This window comes from Halomonas sp. (assembly GCF_052095765.1).
In the GTDB taxonomy this organism is placed as follows: Bacteria; Pseudomonadota; Gammaproteobacteria; order Pseudomonadales; family Halomonadaceae; genus Halomonas.
In genome coordinates, this window is the sequence record NZ_JBQDJZ010000006.1 from 1 (window position 1) to 15,620 (window position 15,620).

The 15,620-nt window shown below is 61.0% G+C and carries 17 protein-coding genes and 1 pseudogene; 10 read left to right on the top strand and 8 right to left on the bottom strand.

The annotated features are described in order from the left end of the window. From ACTH3D_RS01675 to zapE, 7 genes and pseudogenes are all read left to right on the top strand, one after another. Positions 1-250, top strand: a pseudogene (locus ACTH3D_RS01675) (arginine N-succinyltransferase); the annotation flags it as partial. After that, positions 250-1,719, top strand: coding sequence for a succinylglutamate-semialdehyde dehydrogenase (gene astD / locus ACTH3D_RS01680; protein WP_441664600.1), 1,470 nt, complete (start codon positions 250-252; stop codon positions 1,717-1,719). The pseudogene ACTH3D_RS01675 and the gene astD, both read left to right, overlap by 1 nt. Continuing rightward, on the top strand, positions 1,716-3,071 hold the full coding sequence (astB, locus tag ACTH3D_RS01685; RefSeq protein WP_441664602.1) for an N-succinylarginine dihydrolase: 1,356 nt from the start codon (positions 1,716-1,718) through the stop codon (positions 3,069-3,071). The genes astD and astB overlap by 4 nt, the downstream gene beginning before the upstream one ends. 46 nt (positions 3,072-3,117) lie before the next feature. Continuing rightward, complete coding sequence (locus ACTH3D_RS01690) at positions 3,118-4,071, top strand: DnaJ C-terminal domain-containing protein (RefSeq protein ID WP_441664604.1); 954 nt, start codon at positions 3,118-3,120, stop codon at positions 4,069-4,071. Next, positions 4,071-4,388 (top strand): chaperone modulator CbpM, encoded by a 318-nt coding sequence (locus ACTH3D_RS01695; RefSeq protein ID WP_441664606.1) that lies wholly within the window; start codon positions 4,071-4,073, stop codon positions 4,386-4,388. Before ACTH3D_RS01690 ends, ACTH3D_RS01695 begins: the two co-directional genes overlap by 1 nt. Before the next feature lie 130 nt (positions 4,389-4,518). Next, the gene (locus ACTH3D_RS01700) at positions 4,519-5,463 is read left to right on the top strand and encodes a DUF808 domain-containing protein (RefSeq protein WP_441664608.1); all 945 of its coding nucleotides are present in this window, start codon (positions 4,519-4,521) and stop codon (positions 5,461-5,463) included. Positions 5,464-5,502: 39 nt separating this feature from the next. Further along, positions 5,503-6,621, top strand: a complete 1,119-nt coding sequence (zapE, locus tag ACTH3D_RS01705) for a cell division protein ZapE (protein ID WP_441664610.1) — start codon at positions 5,503-5,505, stop codon at positions 6,619-6,621. A gap of 7 nt (positions 6,622-6,628) precedes the next feature. Here zapE and ACTH3D_RS01710 read toward each other — a convergent pair whose 3' ends face one another. Next, positions 6,629-7,690 (bottom strand): SPFH domain-containing protein, encoded by a 1,062-nt coding sequence (locus tag ACTH3D_RS01710; RefSeq protein ID WP_441664612.1) that lies wholly within the window; start codon positions 7,688-7,690, stop codon positions 6,629-6,631. A gap of 41 nt (positions 7,691-7,731) precedes the next feature. Beyond that, positions 7,732-8,217, bottom strand: coding sequence for an NfeD family protein (locus ACTH3D_RS01715; protein WP_441664678.1), 486 nt, complete (start codon positions 8,215-8,217; stop codon positions 7,732-7,734). A gap of 172 nt (positions 8,218-8,389) precedes the next feature. On the opposite strand from ACTH3D_RS01715, the gene ACTH3D_RS01720 reads away from it, so the two are divergent. Beyond that, positions 8,390-9,157: a trimeric intracellular cation channel family protein gene (locus tag ACTH3D_RS01720; protein WP_441664614.1), complete on the top strand. Its 768-nt coding sequence runs from the start codon at positions 8,390-8,392 to the stop codon at positions 9,155-9,157. Between the two features lie 380 nt (positions 9,158-9,537). On the opposite strand, the gene nhaD is transcribed toward ACTH3D_RS01720, so the two are convergent. After that, positions 9,538-11,031, bottom strand: a complete 1,494-nt coding sequence (gene nhaD, locus ACTH3D_RS01725) for a sodium:proton antiporter NhaD (protein WP_441664616.1) — start codon at positions 11,029-11,031, stop codon at positions 9,538-9,540. A gap of 259 nt (positions 11,032-11,290) precedes the next feature. Here nhaD and ACTH3D_RS01730 point away from each other — a divergent pair, with 259 nt between their 5' ends. Then, positions 11,291-12,010, top strand: coding sequence for a DUF3581 family protein (locus ACTH3D_RS01730; protein ID WP_441664618.1), 720 nt, complete (start codon positions 11,291-11,293; stop codon positions 12,008-12,010). A 4-nt stretch (positions 12,011-12,014) separates the two neighbouring features. Here ACTH3D_RS01730 and arfB read toward each other — a convergent pair whose 3' ends face one another. Further along, positions 12,015-12,428: an alternative ribosome rescue aminoacyl-tRNA hydrolase ArfB gene (gene arfB / locus ACTH3D_RS01735; protein WP_441664620.1), complete on the bottom strand. Its 414-nt coding sequence runs from the start codon at positions 12,426-12,428 to the stop codon at positions 12,015-12,017. 8 nt (positions 12,429-12,436) lie between these two features. After that, the gene (locus ACTH3D_RS01740; RefSeq protein WP_441664622.1) at positions 12,437-12,652 is read right to left on the bottom strand and encodes a DUF3820 family protein; all 216 of its coding nucleotides are present in this window, start codon (positions 12,650-12,652) and stop codon (positions 12,437-12,439) included. A gap of 42 nt (positions 12,653-12,694) precedes the next feature. On the opposite strand from ACTH3D_RS01740, the gene ACTH3D_RS01745 reads away from it, so the two are divergent. Then, positions 12,695-13,033 carry a hypothetical protein gene (locus ACTH3D_RS01745; RefSeq protein WP_441664624.1) on the top strand — a complete coding sequence of 113 codons (339 nt, stop codon included), beginning with the start codon at positions 12,695-12,697 and terminating at the stop codon, positions 13,031-13,033. A 41-nt stretch (positions 13,034-13,074) separates the two neighbouring features. On the opposite strand, the gene ACTH3D_RS01750 is transcribed toward ACTH3D_RS01745, so the two are convergent. The 3 genes from ACTH3D_RS01750 to ACTH3D_RS01760 form a co-directional block, all read right to left on the bottom strand. Then, complete coding sequence (locus tag ACTH3D_RS01750; RefSeq protein WP_441664626.1) at positions 13,075-13,845, bottom strand: DUF1499 domain-containing protein; 771 nt, start codon at positions 13,843-13,845, stop codon at positions 13,075-13,077. Positions 13,846-13,927: 82 nt separating this feature from the next. Beyond that, on the bottom strand, positions 13,928-14,248 hold the full coding sequence (locus ACTH3D_RS01755) for a hypothetical protein (protein WP_441664628.1): 321 nt from the start codon (positions 14,246-14,248) through the stop codon (positions 13,928-13,930). 124 nt (positions 14,249-14,372) lie between these two features. Then, positions 14,373-15,608 (bottom strand): ribonucleotide-diphosphate reductase subunit beta, encoded by a 1,236-nt coding sequence (locus ACTH3D_RS01760; RefSeq protein ID WP_441664630.1) that lies wholly within the window; start codon positions 15,606-15,608, stop codon positions 14,373-14,375. Between the last annotated feature and the right edge of the window lie 12 nt (positions 15,609-15,620).

Here is a 15,620-nt window from a genome sequence, read left to right on the forward strand (position 1 = left end):
TATTGACGACGTGCGTGGGGTAAGTCATTCGCACCGTTATCGGGCTGACGTCAGGACAGGTCCGTTACCCAGCGAAGAAACACCGCGCTGGCTGGCGGCAACCACCGAGCTGGCCACTTTCCGCGCCGCCTGGATAGGCCGTGGCCCTGACGACGAAGGTGTCGTGCTGCTGAGTGAGGACGAGGCCCGGCGCCTGGACATCACTTCAGGAGAGACACTGCGCATTCTGGACACTCTGGAGGTAGCGTGATGAAAGCGACCCAACAGCTGCTGATCGGCGGTCACTGGCATGACGGCGACGCTGACAGCTTCACTAAGCACGACCCGGTCTCCGGCGCGACCCTGTGGCAGGGCGATGCCGCCAGCGAACAGCAGGTGGCTGCGGCAGTACAGGCCGCGCGCAGTGCCTTCAGTGACTGGGCGCGCAGCAGTTTTGCCGAGCGCCAGGCGCTGGTTGAACGCTTCCGCGGTGTGCTTGAGAGCCATCGTGAAGAGCTGGCTACGGCGATCGCCGGCGAGACCGGTAAGCCGCTGTGGGAGGCGCGCACTGAAGTGGGCGCCATGATCGGCAAGGTGGCGCTGTCGATTCGCGCCTATCAGGAGCGCACCGGCGAGCGTGATCGCGATCTGGGTGATGCCCGAGCGGTGCTGCGCCATCGCCCCCACGGGGTGCTGGCGGTGTTCGGCCCCTACAACTTTCCTGGCCACCTGCCCAATGGCCATATCGTGCCGGCGCTGCTGGCCGGCAATACTATCGTGTTCAAGCCCAGCGAGCAGACGCCGCTGACCGCTGATCTGGTGTTGCAGTGCTGGGTCGAGGCCGGGCTGCCTGAGGGCGTGATCAATCTGGTGCAGGGCGGCGCGCCGGTGGGCCAGGCACTGTCGGCGCATTCCGGCATCGACGGCCTGCTGTTCACCGGCAGCGCCAAGGTGGGCGGCCTGCTGCATCGCCAGTTTGCGGGTCAGCTGGGCAAGGTGCTGGCGCTGGAGCTGGGCGGCAATAACCCACTGGTGGTCAAGGATGTGCCCGATCAGGACGCTGCGGTGCTGACCATTCTGCAGTCGGCGTATCTGTCGGGGGGGCAGCGCTGCACCTGTGCGCGGCGTCTGATTGTGCCCCAAGGGCCGGTGGGTGATCGGCTGCTGGCGGCGCTGGCGGATGCCATTTCGCGGCTAAGGGTGGCGGGGCAGTTTAGCGAAGAGCCAGCCTTCTACGGCGGGCTGGTCAGCGTGGCCGCCGCCGATGGGCTGCTCAAGGCCCAAGATGAACTCGAAGCCATGGGCGGCAGCGTGCTGGCGCGCATGCGTCGGCTGGAAGACAATACCAGCCTGCTCAGCCCGGCACTGATCGATGTGACCGGGCTGGATGTGCCCGACGAGGAGCATTTTGGTCCGCTGCTCAAAGTGCATCGTTACACCGATTGGGACGACGCCATTACGCTGGCCAACGACACTCGCTATGGGCTGTCGGCGGGGCTGATCGGCGGGGAGCAAGAGGATTGGGACGACTTTCTGCTGCGTATTCGTGCCGGTATCGTCAACTGGAACCGCCAGACCACCGGCGCCTCAGGCGATGCGCCCTTCGGCGGTGTCGGCGACAGTGGCAACCATCGGCCCAGCGCCTACTATGCAGCGGACTATTGCGCCTATCCGGTGGCCTCGGTGGAAAGCGTGGCGCTCAACCTGCCGGATCAGCTGCCGCCCGGGGTGAGTCTATGAACCAGTCGTTTACCAGCGTACGAGAGGTCAACTTCGACGGCCTGGTGGGTCCCACCCATAACTATTCTGGACTGGCTCACGGCAATGTGGCCTCGATGACCCACGAGGGGCTGGTGGCCAATCCGCGCGAGGCAGCGCTGCAAGGCCTGGCCAAGATGAAGTCGCTGCTGGACGCTGGCTACACTCAGGGTGTGCTGCCGCCCCAGCAGCGGCCTGATCTTGGCGCGCTGCGGGCACTGGGCTTTCGCGGTAGTGACGCCGAGCTGCTCAACCAGGCCGCCAATGAGGCACCGCAGCTGCTACGCGCGGTGTGCTCGGCGTCCAGCATGTGGACGGCTAACGCCGCGACGGTGACGCCCAGCATCGACACGCCGGATGGCCGGGTACATTTTACCCCGGCCAATTTGCAGTCGAGCTTTCATCGCTTTCTGGAACCGGCCACCACCGGGCGCGTGCTGGCAGCGATCTTTGCCGATACTGGGCACTTCGCCCATCACCCGACGTTGCCAGCCACCCCGGCGTTTTCCGATGAGGGTGCGGCCAACCATACCCGGCTTGGCGCCTCCCACGGCGAGAGCGGAGTGCATCTGTTTGTTTATGGCCGCCAGGCCTTTGACGGCGACGGCGTGGCACCCAGCCGCTATCCGGCGCGCCAGACTCTGGAAGCCAGCCAGGCCATCGCCCGTCAGCACGGCCTGGGTGAGGCCCAGGTAGTGTTTGCCCAACAGCACCCCGAGGCTATTGATGCCGGGGTGTTTCACAACGACGTGATCGCGGTAGGCAACGGCCCGGTGTTGCTCTACCACGAGCTGGCTTTTCGTGACGAGCAGGCCACGCTTGATGCGTTGCGACGCAAGATGAGTACGCCGCTGATACCGGTACGGGTGCCGCTGGAGGCGGTGGGTTTGGAGGACGCGGTGGCGTCCTATCTGTTCAACTCCCAGTTGCTGAGTAATGCTGATGGCAGCATGACGCTGGTGGTGCCCGGCGAGTGCCAGGAGCGCGAGGCGGTATGGCGCTGCATTCAGGATCATCTGTTGGCCGGGCACAATCCGATCTCTGAGGTGGTGGTCAAAGACGTCCAGCAAAGCATGCGCAACGGCGGCGGTCCGGCCTGCCTACGGTTGCGGGTGGTGATGAATGACGCCGAACAGGCCGCGCTATCCGGCAGGGTGCTGCTCGATGATGGCCTGTATGGCGAGCTCAGCCAGTGGGTTCGGCGCCACTATCGCGACCGCCTGGCCACGGCGGATCTGGCCGACCCGCAGTTGGCCGTGGAAGCCCTGACTGCGCTGGACGAACTAACCCGGATACTGGCCATCGGCAGTGTGTATCCTTTCCAGCTAGCTTGAATGCTAGTCTAGAGCCATCCGATACATTCTTGTGGAGCCCTATTGCGTGGAATTCAAGGACTATTATCAGACGCTTGGCGTGGACAAGACGGCCACGGCCGACGATATCAAGAAGGCCTACCGCCGGTTGGCGCGCAAGTACCATCCGGATGTCAGCAAGGAGCCCAATGCTCAGGAGCGTATGCGCGAGGTCAACGAGGCTAACGAGGTGCTGGGTGACCCGGAGAAGCGGGCCGCCTATGACCAACTTGGCCAGCAGCATCGTGACGGACAGGATTTTCAGCCGCCGCCGGGCTGGGATACGGGCTTTCAGTCCAGCGGGCACGGCTTCAGCGGCGCCGAAGCCGACCAGTTCAGCGACTTCTTCGCCAACCTGTTCGGGCAGGCAGGCCGCGGCGGTCGTGCCAGCCAGGGTGCCCACGCTTACCAGATGCGCGGCGAGGACCGCCATGCCACGGTCTCGATCGATCTGGCCGACGCCTATCAGGGTGCGACGCGAAACATCACCCTGCAGGTACCTCAGGTTGATGCCCAAGGGCGTGTAGTGACCCGTGAGCACACCCTGAGCGTGAAAATTCCCAAAGGCGTGAGAGAGGGTCAGCATATTCGCCTCACCGGCCAGGGCAGCCCCGGCATAGGGGGTGGCCCGCCGGGTGATCTTTACCTGGAAGTGCACTTCACGACCGACGCGCTGTACCGGGTCGAAGGGCGAGACGTTCATGTGGGTCTGCCGGTGACACCCTGGGAAGCCGCACTGGGCGCTACGGTCGAGGTGCCGACACCGTCTGGCTCAGTGAAGCTCAAGGTACCGGAAGGCTCCCAGACCGGCCGCCGTTTGCGCCTGAAGGGGCGTGGTATTCCGGGAGCAGAGGCGGGCGATCTGTACGTGGCCCTCGAGGTGATATTGCCTGCGGCTGATACCGATAAGGCACGGGAGCTATACGAGACCATGGCGCGGGAACTTGCGTTCGACCCGCGACAGCGGAAGGAGGCTACGTAATGAAAGAGTCTGATACCGCCAGAGGTGTGTTGATCGACGAGACCGCCCTGACGCTTGATGAGCTGGCCCGGGCTTGCGCGGTTGAGCGCCAGTGGGTGGTGGAGCGTGTCGAAAGTGGCTTGCTGGCCGACGGCTCGCGCTATGTGGCGAGCTGGCGCTTTACCAGCTACGACCTGACTCGTGCACGACGCATGCGCCAGCTTGAGCGCATCTTCGACGCTGAGCCGGAGCTCGCCGCTTTGGTTGCCGACCTGCTTGAGGATAACGAGCACCTCAAGGAACGGCTGCGTGCCGCAGGCCTGCCGGTTGGGTCGTAGCGGCCAGCCAAGACATATCTTTGCGGCGTTACACGCAGGAGTCAGTTCATACGATAAGGACGATTGCCCTGTGCATCTGTTACTTGTTTGAATTTAGGCCCTGACAACCAGACTAACCAAGGAGCTTCCCGTGGCCAGTGCCAGTCTGCTGACTTTGATTGATGACATCGCAACGTTGCTTGATGACGTCTCGATGATGACCAAGGTAGCCGCCAGGAAAACCGCCGGTGTGCTCGGTGATGATCTGGCGCTGAATGCCCAGCAGGTGACCGGGGTAAGAGCCGAGCGTGAGCTGCCGGTCGTGTGGGCTGTGGCCAAGGGGTCATTCCTCAACAAAGGCATTCTGATTCCGGCGGCGCTTGTCATCAGTGCTTTTTTGCCCGGACTAGTGACCGTGCTGCTGATGATGGGCGGTGCCTATCTTTGCTATGAAGGCGCTGAAAAGGTGGTACACAAGCTGTTTCATAGCGCTGAGGAGAAGGATCATCGTGCTGAACAGTTAAGGGCGCTAAGGGATGAAAATGTTGATTTGCGCGTCTATGAGAAGGACAAGATTAAGGGCGCGATACGCACCGACTTCATTCTCTCTGCTGAAATCATCGTGATCACCCTGGGAACGGCGGCTGGTGCATCGCTGGGTATGCAGTTGGGGGTGTTGGTGGCAATTGGCCTGTTGGTGACAATCGGTGTTTACGGGTTGGTGGCGGGCATCGTCAAGCTCGACGACCTGGGGCTGTATCTGGTCAAGCGCGGCGGTGCCATGGAAGGCGTAGGTAATGCGCTGGTGAAAGGCACACCCTGGTTGATGAAAACGCTCGGTGTGGTAGGCACTCTGGCTATGTTCCTAGTGGGCGGCGGCATCTTGGTGCATGGCCTGCCTGCGCTGCATGAGGTGGTTCAGGGCGTGGCCGATGCAGAGCTGACCATGCCCGCGGCCGGTGCTATCGTCAGTGGACTGGGTCCGGTGCTGATCAACCTGCTGGTGGGCCTGGTGGTTGGTGGGCTACTGGTAGCCGTGATGACTCTGGTTCAGCGGCTGCGCGGAACAGACGGCGTGAATAATGAACGTGTATAACGAAGTGGATCGCAAAGCGGACAACAGCGGAGCGTCTCATTGACCCGCGGACCATCACCCAGGGCAGCCTATGATCAGGCGCGGGCCGCGGGCTTTGTCGAAGATGAAGCCCAGAACCGTGCTGTAGAGGCCTTGGAGGCACTTTATCAGGCGCTTGAGCACGGCCAAGGCCAGGCGCATGGCCTGTATCTGTGGGGTCGTGTCGGGCGTGGCAAGACTTGGCTGATGGACAGCTTCTATCGCGGCCTCTCGGTGCCCGCCCGTCGCCAGCACTTCCACCACTTCATACGCTGGGTGCATCGTCGCCAGTTCCAATTAAGTGGCACGCCCAATCCGTTGCGCCAGCTGGCTGTGGAGCTGGCCGCTGAGGCGCGTGTGCTGTGCCTGGATGAGCTGTTCGTCAATGACATCGCCGATGCCCTGCTGCTCGGCGGTGTGCTGACGGCGCTGTTTGAACAGGGCGTGATTCTGGTGGTCACGTCTAACCAGGCGCCTGAACAGCTGTATGCCGATGGCTTTAACCGTGAGCGTTTTGTGCCGGCGGTGAAAGCGCTCTCTCATCATCTGCAGGTCATGGCGCTGGATGGTTCTCAGGATCATCGGGAGCACCCTGGAGAGCCCGAGCCGCGCTACTTTGTGCAGGATGATAGCGAAACTCCGGCACTGGCCGAAGTGTTTGAGCGCCTGACTAGTGGCCAGCGCATTCATCGTGAGCCGATTCGGCTGGGGCATCGTGATATTGCGGTGCTTGGCGCAAGTGACAGCGTGCTGTGGTGTCGCTATGAGTCACTGTGCGAAGCCCCACTGGCCGCCGTTGATTTCATCGATCTGTGTGATCGTTTCGACCAGGTGCTGTTGGAAGGCGTGCCGCAGCTGGATCAAGGCCCGCTTACTGGTGGCATCGCCCGGGGCACCGAGGATGCCAGTGAGCAGGTCGCCGCTGGTGATCGGCAGCTACCGATGCTGACTCGTCTGGATGACGGCGTGCGCCGTTTCATCGCGCTGGTCGATGAATGCTATGACCGTGGTGTGCCGCTGACGCTGAGCGCCGCCGTGGCGATGGATGAGCTGTATCGCCACGGTCATCTGGCGTTTCCCTTCCGCCGCACGCTCAGCCGGTTGGGGGAAATGCAGCTGGCGCGTTTTGCGCGGCCCTGAGTGGCGGTCAGTTGCCTGATGCCGCGCCGCCAACCATGCCGCTACGCATGCTGTTGATGGGGCCGGTATTGGACTGTTCGCGCAGATGGTGTGCCACGGTGTCTTCCGGTGAGCCTGTCAGCTCGCGGAACATGCCCATGGAGCCGAGCAGCGCGGAGGACTCGTAAGGGACAAACACCCGCTCGCCGTTCTGGGCCATCTGCGGCAGCATCTTGATGTAGCTCTGGCCGAGCAGGTAGCCGATAACGGTGTTCTTGTCGCTTTCCTGAGCACCCAGCGCGCCGAGCACCAGTTTGATTGACTCTTCTTCACCCTGGGCGCGCAGAATGGCAGACTCCCGATCGCCCTCGGCATTAAGGATCGCCGATTCGCGCTGGCCCTGGGCCATGGCGATGGCGGCAGACTTCTCGCCTTCGGCTTCGGTCACCGTGGCGCGGCGCTTACGCTCGGCCGCCATCTGCAGGCGCATGGCTGATTCAACTTCCTCGGGCATTTCGATGTCCTGCACTTCAACCCGGGAAATTTTCACGCCCCATTTGGAGGCGGCGTCTTCCATGGCGGCCTGGATCTCGTTGTTGACCTCGGCCCGGGACTCGAACAGCTTGTCTAGCTCCATCTTGCCGACTACTGAACGCAGTGTGGTCTTGGCCAGCACTTCAACGGCCTGGCTCATGTTCTCGACTTCATAGACAGCACGTTTGGGGTCGATGATCTGGTAGTAGAGCGCACCGTTGATGGTCACGGTGACGTTATCGGTGGTGACCACCGGCTGGCCGGGGAAGTCCATAACAGTTTCGCGGCGATCAATACGCACTTCGCTGCTGGCGATGGGGTGATATTCATCACCCAGCTTCTGGTAGCGGATCATGCTGATGGGGCGCGGCTGGTCGATAAAGGGAATGATGATGTTGACGCCGCTTTCCAGCAGCCGGTTGAATGAGCCGAGACGTTCGATGACCATCACTTCTGACTGGCGCACAACAACGAGCCCTTTGACGACGATCATCACGCCAATGACGACGATGATGATGCCAAATATCAGACCCGGACCCAGATTGAAGCTATCCATATTCATGATTCCTTAAGGAGTGAGAGGGTGGGTGAGACAGTTCACCCTTTGGGAGAGGTTTCTACACCTGTGTCGGGCGCCAGCTGTACGATGGCGGTTGTGCCCTCGAAGCGTTCGAAGATGACGTCGGTGCCTTCAGCAAGGTCGTCATCAAGTCCGGAGGGGTTGCTGGCAACGCGTAGCCGGTACAGGTCACCGTTGATCAGCAGTACCGAAGCGCCATCGAAGTCACGGTGCATGACGCGGTAGCGTTGACCGCGCTCCACACCGCTGCCGGTCGTGCCATAGTTTACACCGCGGGGCGAGAAGCGCGGGCGAATGCCGTGGATGGCCACCGGTACTAGAATACCTGAGAACAGACCCATGCCCAGCAGCTGCCATGGCAGTGATAAGCCCAGCATCGGCAATATGGCTGTCAAAGCCGCAGCCACAGCAAGTGCCAGCAGCAGCAAGGTGCCGGACATCAACTCTGCGAGCCCCAGTAGTAGGGTAATGACAAGCCAGCTATAGGCCGGATTCCACTCCATGACGGTTGCCGTGAGCTGGGTGCCGCTGCGCGGGCTTTCTGTCAGCGGTCGGCAAGGATAGGTCACTGACTGCATCAGTATCGTAGACCAGCCTGATATGATGCAGTCTTTGGCTGAATAGGCAAGAAAGTTTCAGACAAAAGGGGGCTGGCGACACAGGAGAGACACGACAGTGAGCGAACTGGTGTACTGGCTGGATATGGTCGGGGTGATTGTCTTTGCGCTGTCGGGCGTGTTACTTGCCTGTCGGTCGCGTATGGATCCGTTCGGCATGCTGGTATTGGCGGGGGTAACGGCGATTGGCGGCGGCACTCTGCGCGACCTGGTGCTGGGGATCCGTCCGGTATTCTGGGTCAGTGACCCGGCCTACCTGTGGGTAATCATTGCCACGGTGGCACTGTCGATACTGGGCTTTCACTATATCCATCGTCTGTCGCGGGTATTCCTGCCGGTGGCCGATGCGTTCGGGTTGGCGCTGTTTACCGTGATTGGCGCCCATAAAGCGCTGATGTTGGACTCGTCTGGCGTTGTTGCGGTGCTGATGGGGCTGATGACTGGCGTGGCTGGCGGCATGACGCGCGATGTGTTGGCGCGCCGGGTACCGATGGTGCTGCGTGAGGAGATCTATGCCACTGCCTCGATTGCCGGCGGAGTCTGTATGGTGGCAGGCTACAAGCTGGGTGTGCCACATATTGTGGCCATTGGGTTCGGCCTTGCTATTACGCTGGGCCTGCGCTTGGCCGCCATCTACTGGCATCTGGCATTACCAACGTTTGCCTGGGTGGAGATCGAGCGTCCTCATCTGCCGGCACCACCGGGCGAGCAGGGAGACAGCAAAGCCCCGCCAGCTAAACGCAAGCCCAAGGTCAGGGTCAAGCTGATTCCACCTGAACGCAGAAAGCGGCGGCGCTCGTCGTCTTCATCGAAGCCGCCAGAGTAAACGATAAGTGTTCATAGCGGGTGGCTGGAACACAGTCCATGCAAAGAACCACTCCACGAGTCCTACCACGCAGCATGCCGCGCCCCTGGCAACGTCTATTGCTGTGCTACCGGTATATGTTGCTTGGGCTCGTTGTCTTGCTGCTGGCCGGGTGTGCCGGCAGACAAGGCGGGACGCTTGGGGAGCATCGCAACGTGCTGGCGATCATACTGCTGGATTGGTCAGAGCGTCTCTATCCCGGACTTGTGCTGTCCGCATCGGCTTCAGCCAACTTGCCCACTGCACAAACAACAGCGCCCCGGGTTTGTGAGCCGCGGGGCGCTGTGGCCGTCCGGTCCGTCCTTAGTGCTATCTCAGACCGCTGGCTGTAATACCTGCTTTCATGAGGGCCCGTAAATGAGGAACAAGTCGGCGTTGAGCCAAAGGTGCATGAGTACGCTGGCGATGTAGCCCAGCGCGATCACCGGCGCCCAGCGTAGGTGGCCCATGAAGGTGTAGTTGCCGCGTGCCTGGCCCATTACGGCAACGCCCGCGGCAGAGCCGACGGACAGCAGGCTGCCACCGACACCAGCAGTCAGGGTAATCAGCAGCCACTGGCCGTGAGACATGTCAGGTGCCATGGTCAGCACCGCGAACATGACGGGGATGTTATCAACCACCGCCGAGATCAGGCCTAGCACCACGTTGGCCCAGGTGGCATCCCAGTTAGTGTACAGCGCGTCTGACAGCAGGCTCAGGTAACCCATGAAACCCAGGCCGCCCACACACATCACCACACCGTAGAAGAACAGCAGGGTATCCCACTCGGCGCGCGCCACTCGGTTGAATACGTCGAAAGGCACCACGCTACCCAGTGACTCCAGTTTGCGCCAGTCGCCGCGCTGGGTGTAGCGGGAGCGCTTGCGCTCCAGCGAACGCGGCAGGCTGCGGCGCAGAAAATAACCGAAGAACTGCAGATAGCCAAGGCCGGTCATCATGCCAAGCACCGGCGGCAGGTGCAGCAGGGTGTGACCGGCAACAGCTGTGGCTACGGTCAGTAGGAACAGCAGAACGATGCGGATGGCGCCGCGCTTGAGCCAGACCACATCATCGATGCTGTCTGGCTTACGGTTCTTGATGAATGCGCTCATGATGACGGCTGGAACCAGGAAGTTGACCAGTGCCGGGATAAACAGCACGAAGAACTCCTGGAAGCCAACCATGCCGGCCTGCCACACCATCAAGGTCGTGATATCGCCAAATGGGCTGAAGGCACCGCCAGCGTTGGCGGCTACTACGATATTGATACAGGCCAGGTTGATGAAGCGTCTGTCACCTTCTGCAACTTTGGATATCACTGCACACATCAGCAGGGCGGTGGTCAGGTTGTCGGCGATTGGTGAGATCACAAAGGCCAGTGCGCCGGTTATCCAGAACAGTGCGCGGTAGGTAAAGCCCTTGCGTACCATCCAAGAGCGTAGCGCATCGAAGATCCGACGCTCTTCCATGGCGTTGATATAGGTCATCGCCACCAGCAGGAACAGCATCAGCTCGGTGAATTCAAGCAGCGTGCTGCGGAAAGCGCTCTCGGACTCTGCCGGCATGCCAGCCTTGACGTAGACCCAACCAATCAGCCCCCAGATAATGCCCGCGGCTATCAGTACCGGTTTGGATTTACGCATCTTGATCGCTTCTTCGGCCATGACCAGTGCATAGGCGAAGACAAATATGGCGACGGCAAGAAATCCGATAAACGATGAGGTGAGATCAATGGCTGGCGCCGTGGATGCCAGCGCCGGGGTCGACACCCCGATCAGCAGCAACAGGCACAACAACGCACCCGAGCTTCGTTTGGGAAGTCCGGGTGCGCACGAGGCGAAAGGAGCAGGTGACATTGGGAAGTCGTCCGACAGGTTGGATGAGAGGAAAGGGCCAGAAGCCTGTAAGATACTAACATAGCGACCGTCTCACGGCACTTTACGGCGGCCTTCTTTGGTAGGAGAACCCGACGACTCACCAGAGTGTTGATGTGGGGCATGAAGGCAAGAAATTGTGCGCCATTATTGTTCAATTTGTGGCATTATCAGCTGCTTAAGGCCGAGCAAGGCCATTATCCTGTAACAACGCCAACGACCCAAGGCAGGCCAGGTACGCATGTTCCTCGATGATTATTTTTCGTGCTCGACAGCCGATGCGCAAACCTGCATCAGTGCGGAGCAGGCGAGTCGGTTTGCCAAGCGAGTGGCTGGTGACTACAACCCGATCCATAACCCTGATGCGCGGCGTTTCTGTGTGCCGGGGGATCTGCTCTTCGCCTTGGTGCTGGCCCGCTTCGGGCTTTTTCAGAACATGACCTTCCGCTTTCTGAGCATGGTGGGCGCCGATGTCGCTTTACAGTTTACCGAAGGCGACGACGGCCTAATCCGTGTGCATGACAACGCCGGCAAGTGTTATCTGGAAGTCGAGCGTAGCGGTGAGAGCACCCATGACGAGGCGGTAGTCGAAGCCTTTACGCGCTGCTATGTGGCCTTTTCCGGCAAAAACTTCCCCCACTATCTGAAGCCACTAATGGAAGACGGCGGCGTCATGTTTAATCCCCGGCGGCCGCTGGTGATCTACGACAGCATGGGCTTTTCACTGACTCGACTGGACGGCCTGGAGCCGGGTCTTGAGCTGACCGACTCGACCCTTGAGGTCAATGGTAAACGCGGTGATGTCAGGCTGGAGTTCCATATTCTGGCCGGCGGCGAAGAGATCGGTACCGGGTCAAAGAAACTGGTGGTCAGCGGGCTTTGCGACTATGACGCCCAGGCTATGGACGCTGTGGTTGAAGAGTTCTACCGGCTCAAGGCCGCCTACGAGGAGCAGGTCTGAGGGTTCAGTAGCGGACCTTTCTCCGTAGCGCCTTGGTTTGGCCTTTCTGTACTTTCCTGTCCAGGCGCCGACGCTGGGATCCTTTAGTGGGCTTCGTCGGCTTACGGACCTTACGCTGTTTGATGGCATGGCGTATTAGCTCACGCAGTCGCGCCAACGCATCCTCGCGATTCAGCTCCAGTGTCCGATGGTTCTGGGCCTTGATGATGATCACGCCGTCTTTGGTGATGCGCTGATCGTTCAGTGCTATCAGTCGTTGTTTGTAGAAGTCGGGCAGGCTAGAAGCGGGGATGTCAAAACGCAGGTGCACCGCTGACGACACCTTGTTGACGTTCTGGCCGCCGGGGCCTTGGGCGCGGACCTGGTTGATCTCGATCTCGTGGGCAGCAAGCTCCACGCTGTTGGATATGCGTAGCATGGTGTGACTCACTTGTTGTGGCGCAGCGGGGCAAGCAAAGCGCTCAGCCCGTTATGATCAATTTCGTGCATCAGGTTCAGCAGGCGGCCAATCTGGCCGTCGGGAAAGCCTTCCCGGGCAAACCAGTTCAGGTAGGGGCCGGGCAGATCGGCAATCAGCGTGCCCTGATGCTTGCCGAATGGCATGCGGAGCGTGACCAGCTGCTCAAGGTCTTCGGGGTTCATTGTCGCGCTCCTGTGTGTATGATGATGTGGGGAGAATACCAAATGACACAGGCCCTTGCCGCGCGGGCAAGAAGACTGCTGGAGACCCTGCCAGCGTCTGAGTTGCCGCTGACCTACCGTCAGCTAGCTGAGGCGCTGGGGCTTGAGCCGCCACGTACCATCCAACGTGTGGCTCAGGCACTTGAAATGCTGATGCGCGAAGATGTCGACGACGGGCGGCCAATGATCGCTGCGCTGGTGGTCAGCCGTCGCGGCGAGGGTCTGCCAGCCGTCGGGTTCTTTGAACTAGCAGTAGCGCTGGAGCGCTTTCCGGCTGACCCGGACGCTCAGCTCAACGCCTACCGTGATGAGTTTCAGCGTGCCCTTGTGGTGCGCGGCTAGCCCCCACCGCAGTCCCTGAGTGACGTGCCCAGGCCGGCTGCTCAGCGGCCAGCCTGGACCTTCAGTGCCTCCAGGTAGGTCTGAATGCGGGCCGCGTTGGTGCCGAGGTCACTCTTGCCTAGTCTTGATGCCGAGCGCACGTCGACCCGCACCCCTTGCGGTGTTTCCGCGAGCCGGATGACCACATCGTCCTTGAAGCCGAACCAGCGGGTACTGGCCGTGGCTTCGATGCGGTGGTCATTCACGCTGGCGATTTCCCAGCCCTGGTCACGGACGGTTGCCTCAGCGCTAGCCAGTGCCTCGGCCAGCGGCATGTCCAGTATCAGCGGGCCGAGCTGCGGATAGGCACGTTGCTGTTGGCGGGCCGTCGACTCCCCGGGATAGTTCACCGAATTGGGTGCGGCGCGCCGGGCCGAGGCTAGTGTCTCGAAGGCTGGCGGGTTAGTGGTATCGGTGGTGATGTCATGGATCGGCGGTACGCTGCGGCCTATCTGCTGCATCTGCATCGGCATGGCAACCAGCGCCATGGCGGCGACAGCGATCAAGAGGCTGGCTAGCATTATCCGCCAGCGGCGGCAGATCAGCGCCACCAGCAACGTCAGCGCAGCGACGGCTGCGCTGCCCAGTGCTAGCTGAGCACCGCGCCGCAGCAGCGAGAACGAGTCACCCAGCGACAGCCATTGCATCCGGTACATTGAACCTGAGCCTACCACCAGTATGGCGGCCGTCAGTAGGACAAAAAGCGCCAGCCACGCCAGCCGGTTGGGCCAGCGACCGCCGCGCAGGCGGGGTTTGTCAGAAAAAGAAAGCATCCTGGCTCCTGTTGCGTGAAACCTTCGATGCTTTTAGCCTACCGCGTTATTGCCGGAGTGTGTAACCGCTCAGATTCAGGTGTCAGTGGCTTTTCCAGCCCCTGACCGGCTGGCGACTGAAGCGCAGTGGTGGGTTCCTGTATCGATTGTTGTCATGGGCGCGCTCCGGTGCTGGCCGCACGTGCCAGCCGCGATGGATGGCCCAGCTTTTCAGTTCGTGCAGGTCAAGCAGTGGAAACTCTGGCGCGTAAGGGTTGGGCGCAGAAGAAGGAAAGGCGTTGGCCACATGGGGATAGTAAGCCAATGCCGCCTCTCCACCGTGGGCGGCCAGCGCCTGGTCCAGGGCCGACTGCCAGGCCTGTGCCTCGCGCTGTCGGGTGCCGTTTTCATGGGTTGCATGCATTGGATTGCCCTCTTTTGGATTCGTCTTGGCCAGGCGCTACTGCGTGGAATGGAGCTCAAGGTGTTGTATGAAAAGCGCCCGCCCGGCCATCGGAGATAATTCATGTGCCGGACGAGGTGTCATATTAATCCCAGCTCAGTGCGCCCCCCACTTGATACTCGGTGACGCGGGTCTCAAAGAAGTTCTTTTCCTTGCGCAGGTCGATGATCTCGCTCATCCACGGGAAGGGGTTCCCGGCACCGGGGAACTGCTCTTTGAGGCCGATCTGTGCAAGGCGGCGGTTGCAGATGAAGTGCAGGTATTCCTCCATGATGGCGGCGTTCATGCCCAGCACGCCGCGGGGCATGGTGTCGCGGGCGTAGGCGATCTCGAGTTCGGTGCCCTCGAGAATCATCTGGGTGCACTCGTCCTGGAACTCGGGCGTCCACAGGTGCGGGTTCTCGATCTTGATCTGGTTGATCATGTCCACGCCGAAGTTCAGGTGCATGGATTCGTCGCGCAGGATGTACTGGAACTGCTCGGCCACGCCGGTCATTTTGTTGCGCCGACCCATGGACAGTATCTGGCTGAAGCCGCAGTAGAAAAATATTCCTTCGGTCACGCAATAGAAGGCCACCAGGTTACGTAACAGCTCCTGATCGGTTTCCGGTGTCCCGGTGTTGAAGTCGGCGCGCGCCAACGACTGGGTGTGCTTGAGGCTCCAGGTGGACTTGGCAGCCACCGACGGCACTTCGCGATACATGTTGAAGACTTCGCCTTCGTCCATGCCCAGCGACTCCACGCAGTACTGATAGGCGTGAGTGTGGATAGCTTCCTCGAATGCCTGGCGCAGCAGGTACTGGCGACACTCGGGGTTGGTGATCAGGCGATATACCGCCAGTACCAGATTGTTGGCCACCAGCGAGTCAGCGGTGGAGAAGTAGCCCAGGCTGCGCTCGACGATGCGGCGCTCGTCGGCACTGAGGCCGTCGGCGCTTTTCCATAGCGCGAGGTCGGCGGTCATGTTGACTTCCTGGGGCATCCAGTGGTTGGCGCTGCCGTCCAGGTACTTCTGCCAGGCCCACTCGTACTTGAACGGTACCAGCTGGTTGAGGTCAGCGCGGGCGTTGATCATCTTCTTGTCATCGACCTCGATGCGCGCCGCACCCATTTCAAGCTCTTCCAGTCCGGCAGCCACGTCGAGCTCGCTCAGTGACTGGCGTGCGCGCTCGACGCGGTCCTGTTCGGCGACCTGATAGCTGGCAGGGGTTTCCTGCATCTTATCCTGAGCCTTTTCCTGCACCGGCTCGGAGGCTGGTGTCGGCTTGGGGGTCTCGGCCACGGTGGTGTCGTCTTCGTGAAAATCATCCCAGTTCAGCATTTTGATTCCCCT

What these genes read in the sequence shown, in the direction of transcription:
- astD (WP_441664600.1), top strand. Translation starts at nt 250, where the DNA reads ATGAAAGCGACCCAACAGCTGCTGATCGGCGGTCACTGGCATGACGGC.
- astB (WP_441664602.1), top strand. Translation starts at nt 1,716, where the DNA reads ATGAACCAGTCGTTTACCAGCGTACGAGAGGTCAACTTCGACGGCCTG.
- ACTH3D_RS01695 (WP_441664606.1), top strand. Translation starts at nt 4,071, where the DNA reads ATGAAAGAGTCTGATACCGCCAGAGGTGTGTTGATCGACGAGACCGCC.
- ACTH3D_RS01710 (WP_441664612.1), bottom strand. Translation starts at nt 7,690, where the DNA reads ATGGATAGCTTCAATCTGGGTCCGGGTCTGATATTTGGCATCATCATC.
- ACTH3D_RS01715 (WP_441664678.1), bottom strand. Translation starts at nt 8,217, where the DNA reads ATGGAGTGGAATCCGGCCTATAGCTGGCTTGTCATTACCCTACTACTG.
- nhaD (WP_441664616.1), bottom strand. Translation starts at nt 11,031, where the DNA reads ATGTCACCTGCTCCTTTCGCCTCGTGCGCACCCGGACTTCCCAAACGA.
- ACTH3D_RS01730 (WP_441664618.1), top strand. Translation starts at nt 11,291, where the DNA reads ATGTTCCTCGATGATTATTTTTCGTGCTCGACAGCCGATGCGCAAACC.
- arfB (WP_441664620.1), bottom strand. Translation starts at nt 12,428, where the DNA reads ATGCTACGCATATCCAACAGCGTGGAGCTTGCTGCCCACGAGATCGAG.
- ACTH3D_RS01740 (WP_441664622.1), bottom strand. Translation starts at nt 12,652, where the DNA reads ATGAACCCCGAAGACCTTGAGCAGCTGGTCACGCTCCGCATGCCATTC.
- ACTH3D_RS01745 (WP_441664624.1), top strand. Translation starts at nt 12,695, where the DNA reads ATGACACAGGCCCTTGCCGCGCGGGCAAGAAGACTGCTGGAGACCCTG.
- ACTH3D_RS01750 (WP_441664626.1), bottom strand. Translation starts at nt 13,845, where the DNA reads ATGCTTTCTTTTTCTGACAAACCCCGCCTGCGCGGCGGTCGCTGGCCC.
- ACTH3D_RS01755 (WP_441664628.1), bottom strand. Translation starts at nt 14,248, where the DNA reads ATGCATGCAACCCATGAAAACGGCACCCGACAGCGCGAGGCACAGGCC.
- ACTH3D_RS01760 (WP_441664630.1), bottom strand. Translation starts at nt 15,608, where the DNA reads ATGCTGAACTGGGATGATTTTCACGAAGACGACACCACCGTGGCCGAG.